The organism is Pseudoxanthomonas broegbernensis (assembly GCF_014202435.1).
In the GTDB taxonomy this organism is placed as follows: domain Bacteria; phylum Pseudomonadota; class Gammaproteobacteria; order Xanthomonadales; family Xanthomonadaceae; genus Pseudoxanthomonas; species Pseudoxanthomonas broegbernensis.
Window position 1 is genome coordinate 105211 of sequence record NZ_JACHGU010000002.1, and the last position, 22258, is coordinate 127468.

Sequence of the window (22258 nt, forward strand, 5' to 3'; positions counted from 1 at the left end):
CGCGAGGCCGATCCGGCTGGATGCATGCGGCTTCGAGTGCCGAGGCAGGCGCGTACGGCGGCCGTGGCCGCGCCGGAAGGTGGCCGGGATTGTCCGCGCGGTCGGCGCGGGCCAGACTTGCCGCCTCCCCTGCAGGACCGATGCCGATGTTCGACACCTCTCCCACGCTCGACTGCGCCGGGCGCGTCCTGAAGCTGGACCGCGCCCGGGTGATGGGCATCGTCAACGTCACCCCGGATTCGTTCTCCGACGGCGGCGCCCATGCCACCGCGGAGGCGGCAGTGGCGCACGGGCTGCGGCTGGCGGAGGAGGGCGCCGACCTGCTCGACGTGGGCGGCGAATCCACCCGTCCCGGCGCGGAGGACGTGCCGCTGGAGGAAGAGCTGCGGCGTGTGGTGCCGGTGATCGGGCAACTGGTGCGCCGGACCGGGCTGCCGGTCAGCGTGGACACGTGCAAGCCGGAGGTGATGCGCGCGGCGGTGGAGGCCGGCGCGGGCATGATCAACGACGTGTGCGCATTGCAGCGCGAGGGTGCGCTGGAGGCCGCCGCGGCCGCGGGGGTGCCGGTGGTGCTGATGCACATGCGCGGGCAGCCGCGCTCCATGCAGGACGCGCCGCAGTACGACGACGTGGTCGCGCAGGTGCACCGGTTCCTGGCCGAGCGGATCTTCGCCGCCGAGCTGGCCGGCATCCCGAAGAAGCGCCTGGTCGTCGATCCCGGCTTCGGTTTCGGCAAGACCACCGGGCACAACCTCGCCCTGCTGGCGCAGTTGGAGCGGTTCGCGGAACTGGGCGTGCCGGTCCTGGCCGGGCTGTCGCGCAAGCGCAGCATCGGCGAGCTGACCGGACGCCAGGACCCGGCCGCGCGCATGGCCGGCTCGCTGGCCGCGCACCTGGTCGCGGTGCAGCGTGGGGCGCGCATCGTGCGCGTGCACGACGTGGCCGCCACGGTCGATGCGCTCAAGGTATGGGAAGCGGTGGTCGCGGTGCCGGCGCCACGCCGCGATGCCGCGCCTGCAGCGATCCGCTGGCCGGAAGATTGAGCCCCGGGCAGGGACGACAACCCGCTTCCGTGGATATGTATGGGAACGGGTATAGCGGCGACATGGTTCCGGCGTCCAGGATGGCCGGTACCCCCGGCATGGCGGTCGCCGGCTATGCCCGGCTACCTACACGTGCGGGCGAATGCCGGGCCATGCATCCGGCGACATCGGGCCGCGCGCGCGACATGCGGCCGGCCGCCGGAAGAAGCGAAGCGGCGAGCGCAATCCTGGCCGGCCGCTCGCAGGCCGGTTCGAGGCGGTAAGCTGCGCCATCGCCGCAGGAATGCGCCGGGAGACCGCATGACCGCCAGCACCCCGTTGCTCGTCACCTTCCTGGCCTACCTGCTGCTGATGGTCGGCATCGGCCTGTGGGCCTGGTCGCGCACCCGCAGCTTCGACGACTACATCCTCGGCGGACGCTCGCTGGGCAGCCTGGTCACCGCGTTGTCGGCCGGCGCCTCGGACATGAGCGGCTGGCTGCTGATGGGCCTGCCCGGCGCGCTGTACCTGACCGGCCTGTCCGAGGCCTGGATCGCCATCGGCCTGATCGTGGGAGCCTGGTTCAACTGGCGCTACGTGGCCGGCCCGCTGCGGGTCTATACCGAAAGCACGCGCAACGCGCTGACCCTGCCGGACTATTTCACCCACCGCTTCGACGACCGCAGCCGGGTGCTGCGCATCCTGTCGGCGCTGGTGATCCTGGTGTTCTTCGCGATCTACTGCGCCTCGGGCATGGTGGCCGGTGCGCGCCTGTTCGAGAGCGTGTTCGGCCTGCCGTACGCGCAGGCGCTGTGGTGGGGCGCGGCGGCGACCATCGCCTACACCTTCATCGGCGGCTTCCTGGCGGTGAGCTGGACCGACACGGTGCAGGCCTCGCTGATGATCTTCGCCCTGCTGCTGGTGCCGGTGGTGGTGGTCGTGCACAGCGGCGGCCTGGCACCGTCGCTGGCGCTGGTCGAGCAGGTCGATCCGTTGCGCCTGCAGTGGGTCGGCGCCGGCGGGCTGGTGGCGGTGGTGTCGGCGATGGCCTGGGGGCTGGGCTACTTCGGGCAGCCGCACATCCTGGCCCGGTTCATGGCCGCCGAGAGCCTGGCCACGATCCCGCGCGCGCGCCGCATCGGCATGGCCTGGATGGTGCTGTGCCTGGCCGGCGCGGTGGCGGTGGGCCTGTTCGGCGTCGCGTACTTCGCCCAGCACCCGGAACAGGCCGGCGCGGTGCGGCAGAACCCGGAGCGGGTGTTCGTGGTCCTGGCCGGGCTGCTGTTCAATCCGTGGGTCGCCGGTGTGCTGCTGTCGGCGATCCTGGCGGCGATCATGAGCACGCTGTCGTGCCAGTTGCTGGTGTGCTCCAGCGCCCTGACCGAGGACTTCTACCGTGGCCTGCTGCGGCCGCGGGCCGGCCAGCGCGAACTGGTGTGGTTCGGCCGCGCGATGGTGCTGGCGGTGGCGGTGCTGGCGATCTGGATCGCGCGCGACCCGGAAAGCCGCGTGCTGGGCCTGGTCAGCTACGCCTGGGCCGGGTTCGGCGCCGCGTTCGGGCCGGTGGTGCTGTTGTCGCTGTGCTGGTCGCGGATGACGCGAGACGGCGCGCTGGCCGGCGTGCTGGCCGGCGCGGCCACGGTGATCGTGTGGAAGCACTCGGGCAGCGCGCTGTACGAGATCGTGCCCGGCTTCCTTGCCGCCAGCGTGGCGGTGGTCGCGGTGAGCCTGCTCGGCCGCGCGCCGCCGGAGAGCGTGCGCGCCACCCATGCGCAGGTGCGCGCCCTGCTGCGCGAGCAGGGCCACTGAGGGCGGAGCGCAGCGTGGGCATCGACATGCGGCCGCCGGCCATCGCGGTGATGGGGGCGACGGCCTCGGGCAAGACCGCGTTCGCCATCGAACTGGCGCGGCGCCATGGCGGCGAGATCGTCAGCGTCGACTCGGCCCTGGTCTATCGCGGGCTGGACATCGGCGCGGCCAAGCCCGACGCGGCCGAGCGCGCCGGGGTGCCGCACCACCTGATCGACGTGCGCGATCCCTGGCAGCCGTATTCGGCCGCCGAGTTCGCCGCCGATGCACGCGCGGCCATCGACGGCATCCTCGCCCGTGGGCGGCTGCCGGTGCTGGCCGGCGGTACCGGGCTGTATTTCCGCGCGCTGCTGCATGGGTTGTCGCCGATGCCTCCGGCCGATCCGGCGGTGCGCGCGGCCATCGCCGCCGAGGCGGCCGAGTGCGGCTGGGCGGCGCTGCATGCGCAACTGGCGCGCATCGATCCGGACGCGGCCGCGCGCATCCGTCCCGGCGACGCGCAGCGCATCCAGCGGGCGCTGGAGGTCCAGCGCCTGAGCGGCCGGACGATCAGCGCCTGGCAGCGCGACCGGCCGCCGCCGCGGCTACCGCTGCGGGTGCTGAAGCTGGTGCTGGCGCCGGCCGTGCGCGCCGAACTGCACGAACGCATCGCCCGCCGCTTCGATGCGATGCTGGCCGCCGGGTTCGTCGAGGAGGTGCGCCGCCTGCGCGCATCGCCGCCGCTGCGCGGGCACCCGCGGCCGCTGGACCTGCCGGCGCTGCGCGCGGTCGGCTATCGCCAGGCCTGGCGATACCTGGACGGGACGACCGATGCGCTGGAGTTCCGCGAACGCGGCATCTTCGCCACCCGGCAACTGGCCAAGCGCCAGTTGACCTGGCTGCGCGGCGAACTGGACGCGCGCTGGTTCGACCCGGCGCACGATGCCGGCCGGCTGCTCCCGGCGGTGTCGCGCTTCCTTGCGCCCGCGCCGCCGGCCGCCGCGCGCCGGCTTGTGTAACATGCCCGGACCGGGCGGGGAGCCCGTCCAACCCATAAGAACAAGAAGGGGAAAACCATGTCCAAGGGGCAATCGTTGCAGGATCCTTTCCTGAACGCGCTGCGTCGCGAGCGCGTGCCGGTGTCGGTGTACCTGGTCAATGGCATCAAGCTTCAGGGAACGATCGAGTCCTTCGACCAGTTCGTGGTGCTGCTGCGCAGTACGGTCAGCCAGATGGTCTACAAGCACGCCATCTCCACCGTGGTACCGTCGCGCAATGTCCGGGTCGGTCCCGGCGGTGGCTACGTCCAGCAGCCCGGCGAAGCCGGCGATGGCGCGGACGAGGCCGAATGAAGTCGGAGTATTGATTGTTCGAACGTTCCCGCAAGGGTGAACATGCGCTGCTGATCCAGCCCCATGCGGGCGGCGCGGCGGCAGAGGATGTCCTCGAGGAGTTCGTGGACCTGGCCCGCTCGGCCGGCGCGAGCGTGGCCGCCACGCTCACCGCGCGCATCGACAAGCCCAACCCCGCCACCCTGATCGGCAGCGGCAAGCTGGAGGAGGTCAAGGCCGCGGCCGAGGCCACCGGCGCCGACCTGATCCTGGTCAACCATCCGCTCAGCCCGGTCCAGGAGCGCAACCTGGAGCGTGCGCTGGAGCGCCGCGTGGTCGACCGCACCGGCCTGATCCTGGACATCTTCGCCCAGCGCGCGCGCAGCCACGAAGGCAAGCTGCAGGTGGAGCTCGCGCAACTCAAGCACATGGCCACCCGCCTGGTGCGCGGCTGGACCCACCTGGAACGCCAGCGTGGCGGTTCCATCGGCCTGCGCGGCCCCGGCGAGACCCAGCTCGAGAGCGACCGCCGGCTGCTGCAGAAGCGGCTGGAGCAGTTGCAGCGGCGGCTGGAGAAGGTCGAGGTGCAGCACGCGCAGATGCGCCGCGCGCGGGTGCGCAGCGAGCTGCCGCGGGTGGCGCTGGTGGGCTACACCAACGCCGGCAAATCCACGCTGTTCAATGCGCTTACCGGTGCTGACGCCTACGCCGCCGACCAGTTGTTCGCCACCCTGGACCCGACCGTGCGCCGGGTCGCGCTGCCCGGCGGCAGCGTGGTCCTGGCCGATACCGTCGGCTTCGTCCGCGACCTGCCGCACGAGCTGGTCGCCGCGTTCCGTTCCACCTTGTCGGAGGCACGCGAGGCCGACCTGCTGCTGCACGTGATCGACGCGGCCGACCCGCAGCGCGAGGAGCGCATCGCCCAGGTCGATGCGGTGCTGGCCGAAGTCGGCGCCGGCGAGCTGCCGCAACTGCTGGTGTTCAACAAGATCGACCGGATCGAGGGCGCCGAGCCGCGGCACGACCATGCCGGTGGCGCCGCCGACGACCCGGGCACGCGCGAGCGGGTCTGGCTCTCGGCCCGCGACGGACGCGGCCTGGAACTGCTGCAGGCCGCGCTGGCCCGGCGCCTGGACCTGCAGCGCGCGCACGGCCCGCTGCGGCTGCCGCCTCAGGCCGGGCGCCTGCGCGCGCGGCTGCACGAACTGGGTGCGGTGCGCAGCGAGGAGGCCGACGAGCAGGGCTGGCTGCTGCAGGTGGACCTGCCGCGCGGCGAGGCCGAACGCCTGGCCGCCGGCGCCGAGGGCGAACCGCTGCGCGCGCTGCTGCCCGCGCCCGCGGCGAACGACTGGGGCTGACGGTGGCGGGCGCGCCGCGGTGCCCGCCGTTGGCCGCGCGGGCCAGGCGCTAGAATCGGAAACCGTTCCACGCACAGGAAGCCCCATGTTCCAGATCGTCCAGACCGACCACGCGCCGGCGGCCATCGGCCCCTATTCCCAGGCCGTGCGCAGCGGCAACACCGTGTACTTCTCCGGCCAGATCCCGCTGGTGCCGGCCACCGGCGAGGTGGTGGCCGGCGACATCGCCGCGCAGGCACGGCAGGTGTTCGACAACCTCAAGGCGGTGGCGGAGGCGTCCGGCGGCTCGCTGGACCGGTGCGTGCGCCTGGGCCTGTACCTGACCGACCTGTCGCAGTTCGCCGCGGTCAATGCGGTGATGCAGGAATACTTCACCGCGCCGTTCCCGGCGCGCTCGACCATCGGCGTGTCCGCGCTGCCCAAGGGCGTGGCGTTCGAGGCCGATGCGGTGATGGTGCTGGACTGAGCATGCGGCGCTGACCGGGCCGGGGCGCGTACGGGCGTGAAGGCGACACGGCAGGCGGCCCCCGAGCTGGCAGGCGGCGACACGCCGCTCTCGTCGCTGCGCGGCGTCGGCGCGGCGATGGCGGAGAAGCTGGCCGCGCGCGGCCTGTCCACGGCGCAGGACCTGTGGCTGCACCTGCCGCTGCGCTACGAGGACCGCACCCGCCTGACCGCCATCGCCGACCTGCGCCTGGGCGAGCCGGCGCAGGTGGAGGGCGTGGTGGAGGCGGTCGAGCGCGGCTTCCGCTACCGCCCGGTGCTGCGCGTGGCGGTGGGCGACGGCTCCCGCGCCACGCTGGTCCTGCGCTTCTTCCATTTCCGCGGCGCCCAGGCCGCGCAGTTCCGGCCCGGCGCGCGCCTGCGCTGCTTCGGCGTCCCGCGTCCGGGGCAGCACGGGCTGGAGATCGTCCACCCCAGCTACCAGTTCCTGGGGGAAGGCGAAACGCCGGTGCTGGGCGATTCGCTCGACCCGGTCTATCCGGCGGTGGAGGGCGTCGGCGCGGCGACGCTGCGCCGGCTGATCGGCCAGGCGCTGGACCTGCTGCCCGACGCGGCGGCGCTGGAGCTGCTGCCGCCTTCATTGCCGGGACTGGCCGGGCTGCCGGGGTTGCGCGACGCGCTGCTGGTCCTGCACCGTCCGGCGCCCGGGGAGGACCTCGCCGCCCTGGCCGCCGGCGCCCATCCGGCGCAACGGCGACTGGCGCTGGAGGAACTGCTGGCACATCACCTGAGCCTGCGCCGGCAACGGCTGGCGCAGCAGCGCCTGCGCGCGCGCGCGCTGGACGGTCCCGGCACGCTGGCGCGGCGCCTGCTCGATTCGTTGCCGTTCGCGCTCACCGGCGCGCAGGCCCGGGTGTTCGGGCAGGTGCGCGCCGACCTGGCCCGGCCCTCGCCGATGCAACGGCTGGTGCAGGGCGACGTCGGCGCCGGCAAGACGGTGGTCGCCGCGCTGGCCATGACCCTGGCGGTGGAGCGCGGCTGCCAGGCGGCCCTGGCCGCGCCGACCGAGCTGCTGGCCGAGCAGCACCTGGCCAGCCTGCGCGCCTGGCTGGAGCCGCTGGACATCCGCGTGGCCTGGCTGGCCGGCAAGGTCACCGGCAAGGCGCGGGCGGCGGCCCTGGCCGAGGTGGCGTCCGGCGCGGCGCAGGTGGTGGTGGGCACCCATGCGCTGATGCAGGAGGGCGTGGCCTTCCACGACCTGGCCCTGGTCATCGTCGACGAGCAGCACCGCTTCGGCGTGCAGCAGCGGCTGGCGCTGCGCGACAAGGGCCCGGCGCACGGCCTGGTGCCGCACCAGTTGGTGATGACCGCCACGCCGATCCCGCGCACCCTGGCGATGACCGCCTACGCCGACCTGGACGTGTCGGCCATCGACGAATTGCCGCCCGGGCGTACCCCGGTGCGGACCGTGGCGCTTGGCGCGGAGCGCCGGCCCGAGCTGGTGGAGCGCATCCGCGCCGCCTGCGCGCAGGGCCGCCAGGCCTATTGGGTCTGCACCCTCATCGAGGAGGCCGAGGAGGACGCCAAGCCGGGGCAGGGCGCCAAGCTGCAGGCCCAGGCCGCCGAGCGCACCTTCGAGCAGCTCTCGCAGCAACTGCCGGGCGTGCGCGTGGGCCTGGTCCACGGGCGCATGAAGGCCGCGCAGAAGCAGGCCGCGATGCGCGCGTTCAAGGACGGTGCGATCGACCTGCTGGTGGCCACCACCGTGATCGAGGTGGGCGTGGACGTGCCCAACGCCTCGCTGATGATCGTGGAGAACGCCGAGCGCCTTGGCCTGGCCCAGTTGCACCAGTTGCGCGGCCGGGTCGGGCGCGGCGCGGCCGCGTCCAGTTGCGTGCTGCTGTACCAGCCGCCGCTGTCCGCCTTGGCCAGGCAGCGCCTGGACGTGCTGCGCAGGACCGGCGACGGTTTCGTCATCGCCGAGAAGGATCTGCAACTGCGCGGACCGGGCGAACTGCTGGGCACCCGCCAGACCGGCCTGGCCGCATTCCGCATCGCCGACCTGGCCCGCGACGCAGGCCTGCTGCCGCAGGTGCATGCCCTGGCCGACCGTTTGCTGGCGCAGGCGCCCGACGTGGCCGAGCGGGTGGTCGCGCGCTGGATCGGCGGCGCGGCGCGCTACGCGGCGGCCTGAGGCGCGCGCAACCTTCTCGCGGGTTTGCCCCGCTTGGCGGGAATGGCGACACTGGCCGCAACCTCCCCTGGCCCCCTTGCATGAGCGAGAAGATCCCGCTGCTCATCGACACCGATCCGGGCGTGGACGATGCCCTGGCGCTGCTGATGGCGTTCCATTCCCCGGCCCACGAAGTCGTCGGCCTGTGCATCGCCGCCGGCAACGTCGGCCTGCCCCACACCGTGCGCAACGCGCTCAAGCTGCGCGAGGTGGCCGGTCGCCCCGACGTGCCGGTCTTCCCCGGCTGCGAAGGGCCGCTGGTCCATGCGCCCCGCGAGGATGCCGCGCACGTGCATGGCCGCGACGGCTTCGGCGACGTCGGCTATCCGGACCCGGGCGGCACGGCGGCGGCCGAGCATGCCGCGCTGGCGATCCTGCGCCTGTCGCACGCCTACGCCGGCCGGTTGCTGCTGGTCGCCCTCGGTCCCCTGACCAACCTGGCCCTGGCCCTGCGCCTGGACCCGACCCTGCCACGGCGCGTGGCGCGGCTGGTGGTGATGGGCGGGGCGGTGCATGCGCGCGGCAACATCACCCCGGTGGCCGAGTTCAACGTCGGCTTCGATCCGGAGGCGGCGCACGTGGTGCTGTCCGGGTTCCCGCGTCACGACCTGGCCGACTGGGAAGCGACCCTGGCCCATGGCCTGCCGCACCGGCAGGTGGAGCGATGGCTGGCGGCCGATTCGCCGCGGGCCAGGTTCTACGAAGCGATCTCGCGCCAGACCCGGCTGTGGTCGGAGGACCGCCGCGGCGAGTCCTGGCATTCGGCCGACGCCCTGGCCATGGCCTGGGCGCTGGAGCCGGAGGCGGCGCTGGAACTGGCCGAACGGCCGCTGGCGGTGGAAACCGCCGGCGGGCTGGCCCGGGGCATGACCGCCGTGGACTGGAACCGCCAGACCGGCGCGGCGGATAATGCGCGCATCCTGCTGCGCTACGACCAGGCGCGGCTGGAGGCCAGGATCCGCGACGCGCTGGCCGCCGGCTGAGCCCGGCGGCGGCCATCCCAGGCCATGGCTTGCGCCCGGGAGGGGCGGGCCGCTAGAATGCCGGGCTCTGTTCCGTTACCTGCCACGGTGTGCGCCATGAAGGCCGACATCCATCCCGATTACCGCGAAGTCGTCTTCCACGACGTCACCTCCGATTTCAAGTTCCTGACCCGCTCGACCATGGCCGGCGGCACCAAGGACACCGTGAAGTGGGAAGACGGCAACGAATACCCGCTGGTCAAGATCGAAATCTCCTCGGCCTCGCATCCGTTCTACACGGGCAAGCACAAGATCGTGGATACCAGCGGCCGCATCGACAAGTTCCAGCGCCGCTACGCGCGCTGAGACCGGCCGGTTCCGCGCCGCCCGATGCGGGCGGCCGGGACGCGAGAAGATCCACGGGACGGCCGCGCTTGCGCGGCCGTCCTGCTGTGCGTGGAACGATGCGTATCGGCCGGTAGCAGGCGAATGCAGCTTCCGTCCAAGGGACCGGGGTCGACGGGCTGTGCGATAATTCCGCGGCTTCGTGGCCGTAGCCGCGAACTCCCTCCCGCGTCTGCGCCGGACGATATCCGCATCCAGCGTGGCGCCTACCCCACAAGAGGAGCGCACACCGTGTCCAATCTCGACCAGGTCACGTTGAATGCCGGCGACAAGTCGGTGTCACTGCCGGTGCTCAAGCCGACCCTGGGCAACGGCTGCATCGATATCTCGAAGCTGACCCGGGAAACCGGTCTTTTCACCTACGATTCCGGCTTCACCGCCACCGCCAGTTGCAAGTCGGCCATCACCTACATCGACGGCGACAACGGCGTGCTGCTGTACCGCGGCTACCCGATCGAGCAACTGGCCCAGCACTCCAGCTTCCTGGAAGTGGCCTACCTGCTGATGAACGGCGAACTGCCGACCGCGGCCGAGTTCGACACCTTCGAGCACGAGGTCACGCATCACACGATGATGCACGAGTCCCTGAAGAACTTCCTGCAGGGCTTCAACTACGACGCGCACCCGATGGCCATGCTGGCCGGCAGCGTCGCCTCGCTGTCCGCGTTCTACCACGACACCCTGGACCTGGCCGATCCCGAGCAGCGCCGCCTGGCCGCGATCCGCCTGCTGGCCAAGATGCCGACCCTGGCCGCCGCCGCGTACCGCTATTCCATCGGCTGGCCGATCCGCTACCCGCGCAACAACCTCGAGTACGTCGACCGCTTCCTGCACATGATGTTCGAGGTGCCCAGCGAGCCGCTGGAGGTGAACCCGGTGGTGGCCAAGGCGCTGGACCTGCTGTTCATCCTGCACGCCGACCACGAGCAGAACGCCTCGACCTCGACCGTGCGCCTGGTTGGCTCCACCGGCGCCAATCCGTACGCCTCCGTGGCAGCGGGCATCACCGCGCTGTGGGGCCCGGCGCACGGCGGCGCCAACGAGGCGGTGCTGAAGATGCTGGAGGAGATCGGCGACGCCAGGAACGTCGAGTCCGCCGTGGCCAAGGCCAAGGACAAGGAATCGGGCTTCCGCCTGATGGGCTTCGGCCACCGCGTCTACAAGAACTTCGACCCGCGCGCCAGGATCATCCGCGAGATGACCCACAAGGTGCTGGGCGAGCTGGGTGTGGACGACCCGCTGCTGGAAGTGGCGCTGCGGCTGGAAGAGGCCGCGCTGAAGGACGACTATTTCATCCAGCGCAGGCTGTACCCGAACGTCGATTTCTACAGCGGCATCATCTACAAGGCGCTGAAGATCCCGACCGAGATGTTCACGGTGATGTTCGCCATCGGCCGCACCGCCGGCTGGGTGGCGCACTGGCTGGAGCAGCAGGTGGACCCGGATGCCAAGATCGGCCGTCCGCGCCAGATCTACACCGGCTACGACGTGCGCGACTACCCGGGCGCCGGCCAGCGCTGAACGAAAGCGCCGGTGCGTCGCCGAAGCAAGGCCCCGCGATCGCGGGGCCTTGCCTTTTCCGGCGCGTCCTTTTCCGGCGCGTCCCCGGCGGCAGGCGCCATGCTGGTGAAGGCGACGGCCGGGCCGCTGCAGGAGCAGGCCCTCGCGCTGGCCGCTTCCCCCGGCGTTCCGGCTCACGGGCCGGCACTCCGGGAGGGCGAGCCGCTGGCCTGCCGATCAGGACGACGGCGCCGGAGTCGTGGAACCGGAGGTCCCTTCTTCCAGCAGCCGGCGCAACTGCGGCAGCGATGCGCGGCGCATCGGCCGCTGGTCGATGTCCGACAGCGGCGCCTGGCGCAGCGTGGCCGCGGGCAGCACCGCCAGGTCGAAGGCCAGCTCCTCGGCACCGAACAGCCATGCCGGCGCATCGATCGCGCGTTCGCGGTCCAGGCGCACGCGGCGCTGGCGCGAAAGGGCCGGGATCCCGTGCTCGTCGAGGAAGCGCGCCACGGCTTCGGGGTCGTCCGCATGCAGGTGCAACTGCACCGGCGAGCTGTCGTCAGCGGTGCCTTCGAGTACCGGCCCGACCAGCCTGGGTTGGAAGGCGGCGAAGAATTCCAGCGCGCGCATGGCCGCCACGCGCCGCTGGCGCAGGGCATCCTCCTGGGCCGGGCCGAGGAAGATGCGCTGGTATTCGCGCAGGGCGTCCTCGATCTCGCGGTTGCGCGGCAGCGAGGCGTCGTCGTGGATGCCGAGGCGGACGGCGGCCTTGAGCTTGGCCTGGTGGTAGTCGCGGATACCGCCCTCGGCCATCAGCCGGGCCGCTTCGTGGGCCAGGCGCTGGCGGCGTTCGCGCGTGCGGACCTGGGCGTGCTGGCGGGCGCGATGCATGTCGACACTCCCGGGACGGGGCCTGGCCGACTGTAGCGCACCGGCGCGGCAGGTCAATCGACGCGCCTGCGCGGATGGCCGGCCGCCAACCGGCACCCGCGCGGTGCCCGGCGCGAAGCGGATGCCGGTGCGTGTCGGCATGGGCGGCGTGGTCCGTGGCTCCCGGCCGCCTTCAGAAGATGTCGAACGCCGCCTCGTCGTCCTGCTCGGGGCCGAGGAAGTCCAGGCTGTTCTGCATCCGCTCCAGGTCCTCCAGCTTCACGTACTCGGCCAAGCCACCGCCTTCGGTGGAGATGCGCCCGTTGCCGTCGACGTAGACCTTGGCCATCCCCGGCGGCGGTTCGTTGAGGGCGATCGGCCGGCCCTCCAGCGCCACGCGCATGTAGTCGATCCAGATCGGCAACGCGGCGCGGCCGCCGTATTCGCGGTATCCCAGCGAGCGGAAATCGTCGCGGCCGACCCACACGGTGGTGACCAGCGCGCCGCCGAAGCCGGAGAACCAGGCGTCGCGATGGTCGTTGGTCGAGCCGGTCTTGCCGCCCACGTCCTCGCGTCCCAGCACCCTGGCCGCCGCGCCCGTGCCGCGCTGGACCACGTCGCGCATCATCGAGACCAACTGGTAGGCGGTGCGCTCGTCGATGGCGCGCGGGGCGATCTTGGCGTCGACGGCGACGGCCTCCGATTCGGGCTGCGCCGTGTCCGTGTCCGTCGCCGCGGGCTGCGCGGCGCGCGGCGCGGGCAGGGCGCCGAAGTTGAAGCCGTCCACCACCTGCGGCGCCCCGGCCACGGCGCGTCCGCCCACGGTGGCGCAGGTGCGGCAGGCCCGCGCCGGGTTTTCCTTGAACAGCACGTTGCCGTCGCGGTCGCGGATCTGGTCGATGAACCAGGTGTCCACCCGCGAGCCGCCGTTGACGAACACCGAGTAGCCGCGCGCCACCGACAGCGGGGTCAGCGAGGCGGTGCCCAGCGACATCGACAGGTTCGGCGGCAGCTCGGCCGGGTCGAAGCCGAACTGGGTGATGTAGTTGCGCGCGAACTCCACGCCGATGGCATCGAGCATGCGCACCGAGACCAGGTTGCGCGACTGCACCAGTGCCTCGCGCAGGCGCATCGGCCCGCGGAAACCGCCGCCGTCGTTCTGCGGCGACCAGGTGTTGCCGCGGCGGTCGCGGAACACCACCGGCGCGTCGAGCACGATCGAGGCCGGGTTGAAGCCCTTCTCGAACGCGGCCGCGTAGACGAACGGCTTGAAGCTGGAGCCGGGCTGGCGGCGGGCCTGGGTGGCGCGGTTGAACTTGTTGCCGGCGAAGCTGTAGCCGCCGACCAGGGCGCGCAGCGCGCCATCGTCGGCGTCCAGCGACACCAGCGCGGCCTGACCGCGCGGCACCTGCTCGAGCAGGTACTGGTCCTCCTTCTCGCCGCGCAGTACGCGCACCACGTCGCCGCGCTTGAGCAGGGCGGCCGGATTCTTGCCCGCCCAGCGCGCCGAACCGGCGGGCAGGGTTACCCGGCGGGCGTCGGCCAGCACCACCTGGGCGCTGCCGTCGGCGGCGGTGGCGGCGACCACCGCAGGCAGCAGGTCGGCCTGGGCGGAGGTGCCGGACAGGGCCTTGGCCAGGGTGGCGTCGTCCGCGTCGGCGGGCAGGTCCAGTTCCCGCTCCACCCCGTGCCAGCCGTGGCGATGGTCGTACAGGTGCAGGCCCTCGCGCACGGCCTTGTCGGCGGCGGCCTGCAGCACGGGGTCGATGGTGGTGGTCACCCGGTAGCCGCGGGTCACCGCCTCCGGGCCGTAGCGGGCGATCATTTCCTGGCGGACCAGCTCGGCCACGTACGGGGCTGAGGCCTCGATCGGCGGCTCGTGCGGGGCCGCGTGCATCGGCACGGCGGCGGCGGCGGCGGCCTCGGCGGCGCTGACGAAACCCAGCTCGGCCATCCGCTCCAGGACGTAGTCGCGGCGCACCTTGGCGCGTTCGGGGTTGCTGATCGGGTTGCCGGAGGAAGGGAATTTGGGGATGCCGGCCAGCGAGGCCATCTCGTCCAGGGCCAGTTCGTCCAGCTTCTTGCCGTAGTAGAACTCGGCGGCGGCGGCCACGCCGTAGGCACGGTTTCCGAAGAAACTCTTGTTGAGGTAGAGGACCAGGATCTGGTCCTTGCCCAGTTCCCGCTCCATGCGCATGGCCAGCAGCATCTCGGCCAGCTTGCGCCGGTAGCTGTACTCGGAGCTGAGGAAGAACTGCCGTGCCACCTGCTGGGTGATGGTGGAACCGCCGGGAACCCGCTTGCCGTCGGTGGTGGCCAGCAGCCATACCGCGCGGGCCACGCCCTTGTAGTCGACCCCGCCGTGCTCGTAGAAGCGCGCGTCCTCGATGGCCAGGAAGGCCTGGCGCAGGCGCTGCGGGACCTCGTCGATCTGCACCGGATAGCGCCTTCCCTCGCCGAACACGGCCATCAGCCGGCCGTCGGCCGCATGCACGTACAAGGGCTCCTGCATCTCCACTTCCCGCAACGAGGAAACGTCGGGAAGCTGGGCGGAAATCACGTAGTACAGGGTGCCCAGGCCGATGGCGGCCAGCAGGCCCAGGCCCGCGGACGCGATCAGCGCCCAGCGCAGCAGGCGGCGGAAACGGGGCATCGAGCAGGGTTCCGATTGCAGATTTTGCGACCGCAGAGTATAGATGAGCCACGGGCCTGGCCGGGGGGCGGGGCCGGGATTGCGGGCGGGGACAGACACCACTTTCGCGTGACAGGCGTCGCAGCCTGGGCCGGGGGGGTGTTGCCAAATCCGAAAAGGTCGTTATTTAATGCACGGGCACAGGTAGTGCGTCCAAGTGCCCGTCGGCAGGGGAGAAACCGTGGGGCTCATCCCGAAAAGCCAGTCGCCGCTCATCGGCGTCGACATCAGTTCGACTGCGGTCAAGCTGCTTCAGCTCTCGCGCAGCGGCAACCGCTATCGCGTGGAACACTATGCGGTCGAGCCGTTGCCGCCCAATGCGGTGGTCGAGAAGAACATCGTCGAGGTCGAGGCGGTCGGCGAGGCCATTCGCCGCGCCGCGACCCGTTCCGGCACCAAGTCCAAGAATGCGGCCGCCGCGGTGGCCGGCTCGGCGGTGATCACCAAGATCATCCCGATGCCCGCCGACCTGGACGAGAACGACATGGAAGCCCAGGTCGAGCTCGAGGCGGTCAACTACATCCCGTATCCGATCGAGGAAGTGAACCTCGACTTCGAGGTGCTGGGGCCGATGCCCAACAACCCCGAAATGGCCCAGGTGCTGCTGGCGGCCTCGCGTTCGGAGAACGTGGAACTGCGCCAGTCGGCGCTGGAGCTGGGCGGCCTGGTCGCCAAGGTGATGGACGTGGAGGCCTTCGCGGTGGAGAACGCCTTCGCCCTGATCGCCGACGATCTGCCGGTGGGCCGCGAGGGCGTCGTCGCCCTGGTCGACATCGGCGCGACCATGACCACCCTCAACGTCCTGCGCGGCGGCCGCAGCCTCTACAGCCGCGAGCAGGTGTTCGGCGGCAAGCAGCTCACCGACGAGGTCATGCGCCGCTACGGCCTGACCTACGAGGAAGCCGGCCAGGCCAAGCGCCAGGGCGGCCTGCCCGAGACCTACGAGGTCGAGGTGCTGGAGCCGTTCAAGGAGGCCACGGTCCAGCAAATCAGCCGCCTGCTGCAGTTCTTCTATGCCGGCAGCGAGTTCAACCGGGTCGACCAGATCGTCCTGGCCGGCGGCTGTGCGGCCATCGCCGGCCTGCCGGAGATGGTCGAGGAGCAGTTGGGCGTGCCCACCCAGGTGGCCAACCCGCTGGCGCAGATGACCCTCGGTCCGCGGGTGCAGGCGCATGCGCTGGCCCAGGATGCGCCGGCGCTGATGATCGCCACCGGCCTGGCCCTGAGGAGCTTCGACTGATGGCCCGGATCAACCTACTGCCCTGGCGCGCGGAGCGCCGCAAGCAGCGCCAGCGCGAGTTCCAGAGCATGCTGGGGCTGGCCGCGCTCGGTGGCCTGCTGCTCGCCTTCCTGGTCTGGTTCCACTACGACCGCCAGATCAGCGGCCAGCACCAGCGCAACCGCTTCCTCGACGACCAGATCGCGCAGGTCAAGAAGCAGAACGAGGAGATCAAGGAGCTGGACGCCAAGAAGGACCGGCTGCTGGCGCGCAAGAAGGTGATCGAGGAACTGCAGGCCAACCGCTCGCAGATGGTCCACCTGTTCGATTCGCTGGTGCGCACCATCCCCGACGGCGTGGTCCTGACCGCGCTCAAGCAGGAAGGCGACATCCTCACCCTGCAAGGCAGCGCCCAGTCCAACGCCCGGGTCAGCAGCTACATGCGCAACCTGGAAGGCTCGGGCTGGATGACCAAGCCCGACCTGTCCATCATCGAGGCGCGCAAGGACGACAAGACGGCGGTGCTCGGCGGACGCACCCTGCCGTACGACTTCACGCTGAAGGTGCGGCTGGCCAACCCGACCACCGACGAGAACGGCGACCCGGTCACCGACCCGGCCGCCCAGGCGGCGGCCCTGGCCGCTGCGGAAGAGGCTGCGGCCGCGCCGGCCGCGGAGCAGGCGCCGGCCGCCGAAGCCGCGCCCGCCGATGCCGGCGCCGCGCCGCAGGAGCAGGCGCCCGCGTCCGAGCCGGCCACGACCCAGGGGAGCCCGGCGTCATGAACCAGAAGAAGAAGTTCAAGATCAGCGACCTGGATTTCAACAACATCGGCGGCTGGCCGCAGCAGGCCAAGGTCGTGTTCTGCATCCTGGTCGCGGTGTTCATCCTGCTGATGGCCTACCTGCTGGTCGTCCGCGGCAAGACCGAGGAACTGGCGACGCTGGAGCGCAAGGAAGCGGACCTGCGCACCACCTTCGAGGTCGAGCAGGGCAAGGCGGCCAACCTGGAGCCGCTGCGCCAGCAGTTGGCGCAGATGGAACAGGTGCTGCAGCAGATGCTGCGCCAGTTGCCCAGCCGCACCGAGATGCCCGACCTGATCATCGACATCTCGCAGACCGCGCTGTCCAGCGGCCTGTCCAACGAACTGTTCCAGCCCGGTCCTGAGACGCCCAAGGAGTTCTACGCCGAGAAGCCGATTGCGCTGCGCATGGTGGGCAACTACCACCAGTTCGGCGCCTTCGTCAGCGGCGTGGCCTCGCTGCCGCGCGTGGTCATCCTGACCATGCACGACATCCAGCTTCAGCCCAAGCGCGGCCAGGGGATCACCCGCACCGGCACGCTCGAGCTGTCCGGCACGGTCAAGACCTACCGCTACATGGACGAGACCGAGATGGAAGACGCGGCCAATCAGGGGGGTGGCAATCCATGAGCCTGGTTCGTGACCATCGCGCGACCGCCCTGCGCTGGCTGGGGGCCATGCTGCTGGTGCTGGCGCTGGGCGCCTGCGGGCGCGGCGTGACCAGCACGCCCGGCGACGCCCCCAACCTGGAGAAGTGGGCGGCCGACGTGCGCGCGCGCCCGGCTCCGCCGCTGGAGCCGCTGCCGGTGATGCAGCAGTTCGAGACCTTCGAATATGCCGCCCAGGACATCCGCGACCCGTTCAGCGACGCCTGGAGCAATCCCAACGGCGGGGCGGGCCTGCGTCCGGACCCGAACCGGCGCAAGGAACCGCTCGAGCAGTATCCGCTGGACAGCCTGGACATGGTCGGCACGATCGGTTCGGGCGGCGGGCTGATCGCGCTGGTGATGGCGCCCGACCGGGTGACCCATCGCATCCGTCCCGGCGCGTACCTGGGGCAGAGCGACGGCCGGGTGACCTCGGTGCACGAGGACAGGATCGAATTGGTTGAGCTGGTGCCGGATGGCGCAGGTGGGTGGCTGGAACGTCCGGCTGCCATCGCGCTCGAAGATCAATGATTAGGGGATACACGATGACCTTTTCCAATGCCCAGAGCCTGCGTACGCCGAGGCGTCCGGCGATCTTCCGGGCCTGCGGCCTGGGGCTCGCGTTCGCCCTGACCGCATTCACCGCCAACGCCGTCGCGGCCACGCAGGGCGCGCCGGCGGCAACGGCCACCGTGCCGGCCAAGGCCAGCGTGTCGCGCATCGACTTCAAGCGCGGCGACGCCGGCGCGGGCCGGCTGATCCTGCGCTTCGACGGCGAGGGCGTGGCCCCGGACCTGCGCAGCCAGAGCGGCAGCGTGGTGGTCGACGTGGCCAACGCCAGCCTGCCGGCCGAGTTGCAGCGTCCGCTGGACGTGACCGACTTCGCCACCCCGGTGCAGCGCATCGACGCCAAGCCCTACGGCGGCGGCACCCAGTTGGTGCTGAGCACCCGCGGCGAGGTCGAGTCGCTGGCCTACCAGTCCGGCAACGAGTACGTGGTCGAGATCGCGCCGCGCATCGCCGAGGCGGCGGTTGGCGCGGTGAGCGGCAGCGGGCTGGCCAATGCCCAGGCCAAGCTGGCCGCCAAGCCGTATTCCGGCCGGCCGGTGACCTTCAACTTCCAGGACGTGCCGGTGCGCACCGTCCTGCAATTGATCGCCGAGGAATCCAACCTCAACATCGTCGCCTCCGACACGGTGCAGGGCAACGTGACCCTGCGCCTGGTCAACGTGCCGTGGGACCAGGCGCTGGACATCGTCCTGCGTGCCAAGGGCCTGGACAAGCGGCGCGACGGCAACGTGGTGTGGGTCGCCCCGCAGCCCGAACTGGCCGCCTTCGAGAAGGCCAAGGAAGATGCGCGCATCGACCTGGAGAACCGGGTCGACCTGATCACCGACTACATCCAGGTCAACTACCATTCGGCCGCGTCGATCTTCAAGGCGCTGACCGAGGCCAAGGGGATCGGCGGCAGCGGCGGCCAGGGCGCCGGCAACCAGAACGAGAACGGTTTCCTCTCGCCGCGCGGTCGCATCGTCGCCGACGAGCGCACCAACACCCTGATGATCAGCGACATCCCGAAGAAGGTCGCGCAGATGCGCGAACTGATCGGGGTGATCGACCGCCCGGTGGACCAGGTGCTGATCGAGGGCCGCATCGTGATCGCCACCGACAGCTTCGCCCGCGAGCTGGGCGCACGCTTCGGCGTCAGCGGCAGCCGCGACAACGCCTATTTCAGCGGCAACCTTGGTAGCAACGAGGCTACCCGCAACACCGAAGTGGCGACCAACACGGCCAACGCCAACGCGATGCGGAACTGGGCGATCGAGCGGGCCGCGGCGCTGGAGGCCGGTACTCCGGTCCCGCCGCTGCCGGTGCTGGCCGCGTCGTCCATCACCCGTGGCCTGAACGTCAACCTGCCCGTGGCCGCCACCAGTAACCCGGCCGGCCTGGCGCTGTCGATCCTCAACGCCGGCTACCTGCTGGACATCGAGCTGACCGCCATGCAGGAAGAGCAGCGCGGCGAAGTCATCTCCAACCCGCGGGTGGTCACCTCCAACCAGCGCGAGGCGGTCATCCGCCAGGGCCGCGAGGTCGGCTACGTGACCATGACCGGCGGCGTCGGCGCGGTGGCCACGCCCAACGTCCAGTTCAAGGACGTGCTGCTGGAGCTGAAGGTCGTGCCAACCATCACCGACGACAACCGGGTGTTCCTGGACGTCAACGTGAAGAAGGACGAGGTGCTGCGCTACCTGGACACCAGCATCGGCCAGGTGCCGGAGATCGCCAAGCGCGAGGTCAACACCGCCGTGCTGGTCGACGACGGCCAGACCGTGGTGATCGGTGGCGTGTACGAGTTCACCGACAGCAACAGTGTGTCCAAGGTGCCGTTCCTGGGCGACGTGCCGTTCCTCGGCGCGCTGTTCAAGAAGAAGGGCCGCAACAAGCAGAAGGCCGAGCTGCTGATCTTCCTGACCCCGAAGGTGATGCGGGTCGAGAAGCGCACCTGAGTCCGGAGGTGGCGGAACCCTGCGACGGGGCCTGCGGGCCCCGTCTGCTTTTGCGCGGGGAACCCGGCGCGCGCCGGATGGGTCAGAATCGGCGCATGGACACTCCGACCGCCGCCGACCTGCACGCCGCCTTCCTTCGCCTGCGCGACAGCCTCTCGGCCGCCATCGTCGGCCAGGCGGCCCTGGTCGAGCGGCTGCTGATCGCCCTGCTGGCCGACGGCCACCTGCTGGTGGAGGGCGCGCCCGGGTTGGCCAAGACCACCGCCATCCGCACCCTGGCCGCGCACCTGGAGGCGGATTTCGCCCGGGTCCAGTTCACCCCGGACCTGCTGCCGGCCGACCTTACCGGCACCGAGGTCTGGCGCCCGCAGGATGGGCGCTTCGAGTTCCAGCCCGGGCCGGTGTTCCACCCGTTGCTGCTGGCCGACGAGATCAACCGCGCGCCGGCCAAGGTGCAGTCGGCGCTGCTGGAGGCCATGGGCGAGCGCCAGGTCACGGTGGGCCGCCATACCTATCCGCTGCCGCCGCTGTTCCTGGTGATGGCCACGCAGAACCCGATCGAGCAGGAAGGCACCTACCCGTTGCCCGAGGCGCAACTGGACCGTTTCCTGATGCATGTGCGCATCGGCTATCCGGACGCGGAGATGGAGACCGAGATCCTGCGCCTGGCGCGCGAGCGGGCGAGGCGGCCGTCGCAGGCGCCGGAGGCGGCCGAGCGCATGTCGCAGGCGCAGGTGTTCGCCGCGCGCGAGGAAGTGCTGGCGCTGCACGTGGCCCCGGCGCTGGAGCGGTACCTGATCGAACTGGTCCTGGCCTCGCGCGACGCCTCGCGCTACGACGCTGCGCTGGGACGCCGGATCGCCTGGGGCGCAAGCCCGCGCGGGTCGATCGCGCTGGAGCGCTGCGCGCGCGCGCGCGCCTGGCTGGCCGGGCGCGACTACGCCACCCCCGAGGACGTGCGCGCGATGGCGCCGGACGTGTTGCGGCACCGGGTGCTTCCCAGCTACGAGGCCCAGGCCGAAGGCTGGGACGGGGACCGCTTGGTGGAAGCGCTGCTGGAACGGGTGCCGCCGCCGTGAGCGGCAACGGCGGCGTACCGGGAAAGGAGGGTGCGCGCGCCGGGGGCGTGGTCCCCACCCTTGCCGAGCTGGTCGCCCTGCGCGGCCAGGCGCGCGGTGCGCCGGCGCCGCGCCATGGACGCCACGGCCTGCATGGCCCGGCGCCCTCGAACCTGCACGGCCGCGGCATGGAATACGCCGAGTCGCGCGAGTACGTGGCCGGCGACGACGTACGCCACATGGACTGGCGGCTCACCGCGCGCAGCGGCCGCGCGCACACCAAGCTGTTCCAGGCCGAGCGCGAGCGCCTGACCCTGCTGGTCGCCGATACCGCACCGGCGCTGTATTTCGGCACGCGGGCGCGGTTCAAGTCGGTGCAGGCCGCGCGCGCGGGTGCGGTGGCGGCATGGTCGGCGGTCATGGCGGGCGACCGGGTGGCGGCGCTGCGCGGCGGCGAGCCGGCGATCCCGCCGGCCAGTGGCGCGCGCGGCGCGATGCGCGTGCTCGATGCGCTGGTGCGCTGGTACGCGCATCCGCCCCCCGACGATGCCGGCCTCGGGATGGCCCTGGAGCAGGCGCAGCGCCTGCTGCGCCCGGGCACGCGGCTGGTGGTGCTGGCCGATCCGCAGGCCGCCTCGCAAGTGCCGGCGCAGCGCTGGCGGGCTCTGGCGCGGCACCGGGAAGCCACCCTCGTCCTCCTTCAGGATCCCCTGGAAGCGATGCCGCCGCGCCGCATGCTGGCCTTCGCCGTGGGCAAGCGCCGGGTGCAACTGGCGCTGGACCGAGGCGACGTGCGCGAACGCTGGGAAGCCGCCTTCGCCGGCCCGTTGCGCATGCTGGCGCAGCCGCTGCCGGGCCTGGGCTGGCGGGTGCGCGTGCTGTCCAGCGACGCGCCGGTGCAGCATGGGCCGTGGGCCTGGGATGGCGATGGCGCGCCGATGGCTGAGCGGGGCTGAGGAAGGCGCGCGTGGACCCGGCACGGCTTCCGCTGCGCGATGTGCACCTGCCGCCGCCGCCTTCCTGGTGGCCGCCGGCGCCGGGATGGTGGTGGCTGGGCGGCGCGGTGCTGCTGGCATTGCTGGTGGTGGCCTGCATCCGGCTGTGGCGCCGCGCGCGCCGCCGCCGGTGGCGGCGCTGGTTCGACGCGCAGTGCGCGGCGGGCAGTCCACCGCAACGGATCGCGGCCATGTCCGCGCTGCTGCGCCGGGCCGCGCGCCGCCGTCGGCCCGGCGCGGAGCTGCTGCAGGGCGAGGACTGGCTGCGCTTCCTCGACGGCGACGAGGGCGCCGCCTTCAGCGCCGGTGCCGGCCGGCTGCTGCTGGAGGGAGGATTCCGGCCCCGCCTGGAACCGGCGGCGGTGGAGGCGGCGGGCGAGCTGGCGCGCGCGCGGTTCCTGGAATTGATGGAGGCGCGGCGCTGATGG

Annotated in this window: 20 protein-coding genes; 18 read left to right on the forward strand and 2 right to left on the reverse strand. The window is 71.6% G+C overall.

From position 1 onward, the window contains the following. The first annotated feature begins 146 nt into the window (after positions 1 to 146). The 10 genes from folP to HNR76_RS04000 all read left to right on the forward strand — a co-directional run bounded on the left by folP (position 147) and on the right by HNR76_RS04000 (position 11064). Entirely contained in the window at positions 147 to 1043 is an 897-nt protein-coding gene (gene folP, locus HNR76_RS03955) for a dihydropteroate synthase (protein WP_162310951.1), read from the forward strand. Positions 1044 to 1343: 300 nt separating this feature from the next. Beyond that, positions 1344 to 2831 (forward strand): sodium/proline symporter PutP, encoded by a 1488-nt coding sequence (gene putP / locus HNR76_RS03960; protein WP_162310950.1) that lies wholly within the window; start codon positions 1344 to 1346, stop codon positions 2829 to 2831. 14 nt (positions 2832 to 2845) lie between these two features. Then, positions 2846 to 3829 (forward strand): tRNA (adenosine(37)-N6)-dimethylallyltransferase MiaA, encoded by a 984-nt coding sequence (miaA, locus tag HNR76_RS03965; RefSeq protein ID WP_162310949.1) that lies wholly within the window; start codon positions 2846 to 2848, stop codon positions 3827 to 3829. Between the two features lie 57 nt (positions 3830 to 3886). Beyond that, positions 3887 to 4162 (forward strand): RNA chaperone Hfq, encoded by a 276-nt coding sequence (hfq, locus tag HNR76_RS03970; RefSeq protein ID WP_162310948.1) that lies wholly within the window; start codon positions 3887 to 3889, stop codon positions 4160 to 4162. 14 nt (positions 4163 to 4176) lie between these two features. Then, on the forward strand, positions 4177 to 5499 hold the full coding sequence (gene hflX / locus HNR76_RS03975) for a ribosome rescue GTPase HflX (RefSeq protein WP_162310947.1): 1323 nt from the start codon (positions 4177 to 4179) through the stop codon (positions 5497 to 5499). 85 nt (positions 5500 to 5584) lie between these two features. Next, on the forward strand, positions 5585 to 5965 hold the full coding sequence (locus HNR76_RS03980; protein ID WP_162310946.1) for a RidA family protein: 381 nt from the start codon (positions 5585 to 5587) through the stop codon (positions 5963 to 5965). A 36-nt stretch (positions 5966 to 6001) separates the two neighbouring features. Next, positions 6002 to 8137, forward strand: coding sequence for an ATP-dependent DNA helicase RecG (gene recG, locus HNR76_RS03985; protein WP_162310945.1), 2136 nt, complete (start codon positions 6002 to 6004; stop codon positions 8135 to 8137). A gap of 80 nt (positions 8138 to 8217) precedes the next feature. Next, the gene (locus HNR76_RS03990; RefSeq protein ID WP_162310944.1) at positions 8218 to 9159 is read left to right on the forward strand and encodes a nucleoside hydrolase; all 942 of its coding nucleotides are present in this window, start codon (positions 8218 to 8220) and stop codon (positions 9157 to 9159) included. 96 nt (positions 9160 to 9255) lie between these two features. After that, positions 9256 to 9504, forward strand: a complete 249-nt coding sequence (locus HNR76_RS03995; RefSeq protein ID WP_162310943.1) for a type B 50S ribosomal protein L31 — start codon at positions 9256 to 9258, stop codon at positions 9502 to 9504. 270 nt (positions 9505 to 9774) lie between these two features. Continuing rightward, positions 9775 to 11064 carry a citrate synthase gene (locus HNR76_RS04000; protein WP_162310942.1) on the forward strand — a complete coding sequence of 430 codons (1290 nt, stop codon included), beginning with the start codon at positions 9775 to 9777 and terminating at the stop codon, positions 11062 to 11064. A 216-nt stretch (positions 11065 to 11280) separates the two neighbouring features. On the opposite strand, the gene HNR76_RS04005 is transcribed toward HNR76_RS04000, so the two are convergent. Both HNR76_RS04005 and HNR76_RS04010 read right to left on the reverse strand, forming a co-directional pair. Further along, positions 11281 to 11934, reverse strand: a complete 654-nt coding sequence (locus HNR76_RS04005; RefSeq protein ID WP_162310941.1) for a hypothetical protein — start codon at positions 11932 to 11934, stop codon at positions 11281 to 11283. Positions 11935 to 12106: 172 nt separating this feature from the next. Then, entirely contained in the window at positions 12107 to 14566 is a 2460-nt protein-coding gene (locus tag HNR76_RS04010) for a penicillin-binding protein 1A (RefSeq protein WP_162310940.1), read from the reverse strand. A 220-nt stretch (positions 14567 to 14786) separates the two neighbouring features. On the opposite strand from HNR76_RS04010, the gene HNR76_RS04015 reads away from it, so the two are divergent. The 8 genes from HNR76_RS04015 to HNR76_RS04050 all read left to right on the forward strand — a co-directional run bounded on the left by HNR76_RS04015 (position 14787) and on the right by HNR76_RS04050 (position 22255). After that, on the forward strand, positions 14787 to 15845 hold the full coding sequence (locus HNR76_RS04015; protein ID WP_162310939.1) for a pilus assembly protein PilM: 1059 nt from the start codon (positions 14787 to 14789) through the stop codon (positions 15843 to 15845). Continuing rightward, positions 15845 to 16606: a PilN domain-containing protein gene (locus HNR76_RS04020; RefSeq protein ID WP_162310938.1), complete on the forward strand. Its 762-nt coding sequence runs from the start codon at positions 15845 to 15847 to the stop codon at positions 16604 to 16606. Before HNR76_RS04015 ends, HNR76_RS04020 begins: the two co-directional genes overlap by 1 nt. Then, on the forward strand, positions 16603 to 17253 hold the full coding sequence (locus HNR76_RS04025; RefSeq protein WP_162310937.1) for a type IV pilus inner membrane component PilO: 651 nt from the start codon (positions 16603 to 16605) through the stop codon (positions 17251 to 17253). The genes HNR76_RS04020 and HNR76_RS04025 overlap by 4 nt, the downstream gene beginning before the upstream one ends. 47 nt (positions 17254 to 17300) lie before the next feature. Further along, on the forward strand, positions 17301 to 17801 hold the full coding sequence (locus tag HNR76_RS04030) for a pilus assembly protein PilP (RefSeq protein WP_162311018.1): 501 nt from the start codon (positions 17301 to 17303) through the stop codon (positions 17799 to 17801). Between the two features lie 14 nt (positions 17802 to 17815). Next, positions 17816 to 19777, forward strand: coding sequence for a type IV pilus secretin PilQ (locus HNR76_RS04035; protein WP_162310936.1), 1962 nt, complete (start codon positions 17816 to 17818; stop codon positions 19775 to 19777). A gap of 77 nt (positions 19778 to 19854) precedes the next feature. Then, complete coding sequence (locus tag HNR76_RS04040) at positions 19855 to 20856, forward strand: AAA family ATPase (protein ID WP_162310935.1); 1002 nt, start codon at positions 19855 to 19857, stop codon at positions 20854 to 20856. Then, positions 20853 to 21791, forward strand: coding sequence for a DUF58 domain-containing protein (locus tag HNR76_RS04045; RefSeq protein ID WP_249065649.1), 939 nt, complete (start codon positions 20853 to 20855; stop codon positions 21789 to 21791). Before HNR76_RS04040 ends, HNR76_RS04045 begins: the two co-directional genes overlap by 4 nt. Before the next feature lie 11 nt (positions 21792 to 21802). Then, a complete protein-coding gene (locus HNR76_RS04050) occupies positions 21803 to 22255 on the forward strand; it encodes a DUF4381 family protein (RefSeq protein WP_162310934.1) in 453 nt (150 codons plus the stop codon). The last annotated feature ends 3 nt before the right edge of the window (positions 22256 to 22258 follow it).

Coding starts and splice junctions, on each gene's coding strand:
- folP (WP_162310951.1), top strand. CDS start 147: ATGTTCGACACCTCTCCCACGCTCGACTGCGCCGGGCGCGTCCTGAAG.
- putP (WP_162310950.1), top strand. CDS start 1,344: ATGACCGCCAGCACCCCGTTGCTCGTCACCTTCCTGGCCTACCTGCTG.
- hfq (WP_162310948.1), top strand. CDS start 3,887: ATGTCCAAGGGGCAATCGTTGCAGGATCCTTTCCTGAACGCGCTGCGT.
- HNR76_RS03980 (WP_162310946.1), top strand. CDS start 5,585: ATGTTCCAGATCGTCCAGACCGACCACGCGCCGGCGGCCATCGGCCCC.
- HNR76_RS03990 (WP_162310944.1), top strand. CDS start 8,218: ATGAGCGAGAAGATCCCGCTGCTCATCGACACCGATCCGGGCGTGGAC.
- HNR76_RS03995 (WP_162310943.1), top strand. CDS start 9,256: ATGAAGGCCGACATCCATCCCGATTACCGCGAAGTCGTCTTCCACGAC.
- HNR76_RS04005 (WP_162310941.1), bottom strand. CDS start 11,934: ATGCATCGCGCCCGCCAGCACGCCCAGGTCCGCACGCGCGAACGCCGC.
- HNR76_RS04010 (WP_162310940.1), bottom strand. CDS start 14,566: ATGCCCCGTTTCCGCCGCCTGCTGCGCTGGGCGCTGATCGCGTCCGCG.
- HNR76_RS04020 (WP_162310938.1), top strand. CDS start 15,845: ATGGCCCGGATCAACCTACTGCCCTGGCGCGCGGAGCGCCGCAAGCAG.
- HNR76_RS04025 (WP_162310937.1), top strand. CDS start 16,603: ATGAACCAGAAGAAGAAGTTCAAGATCAGCGACCTGGATTTCAACAAC.
- HNR76_RS04030 (WP_162311018.1), top strand. CDS start 17,301: ATGCTGCTGGTGCTGGCGCTGGGCGCCTGCGGGCGCGGCGTGACCAGC.
- HNR76_RS04035 (WP_162310936.1), top strand. CDS start 17,816: ATGACCTTTTCCAATGCCCAGAGCCTGCGTACGCCGAGGCGTCCGGCG.
- HNR76_RS04040 (WP_162310935.1), top strand. CDS start 19,855: ATGGGTCAGAATCGGCGCATGGACACTCCGACCGCCGCCGACCTGCAC.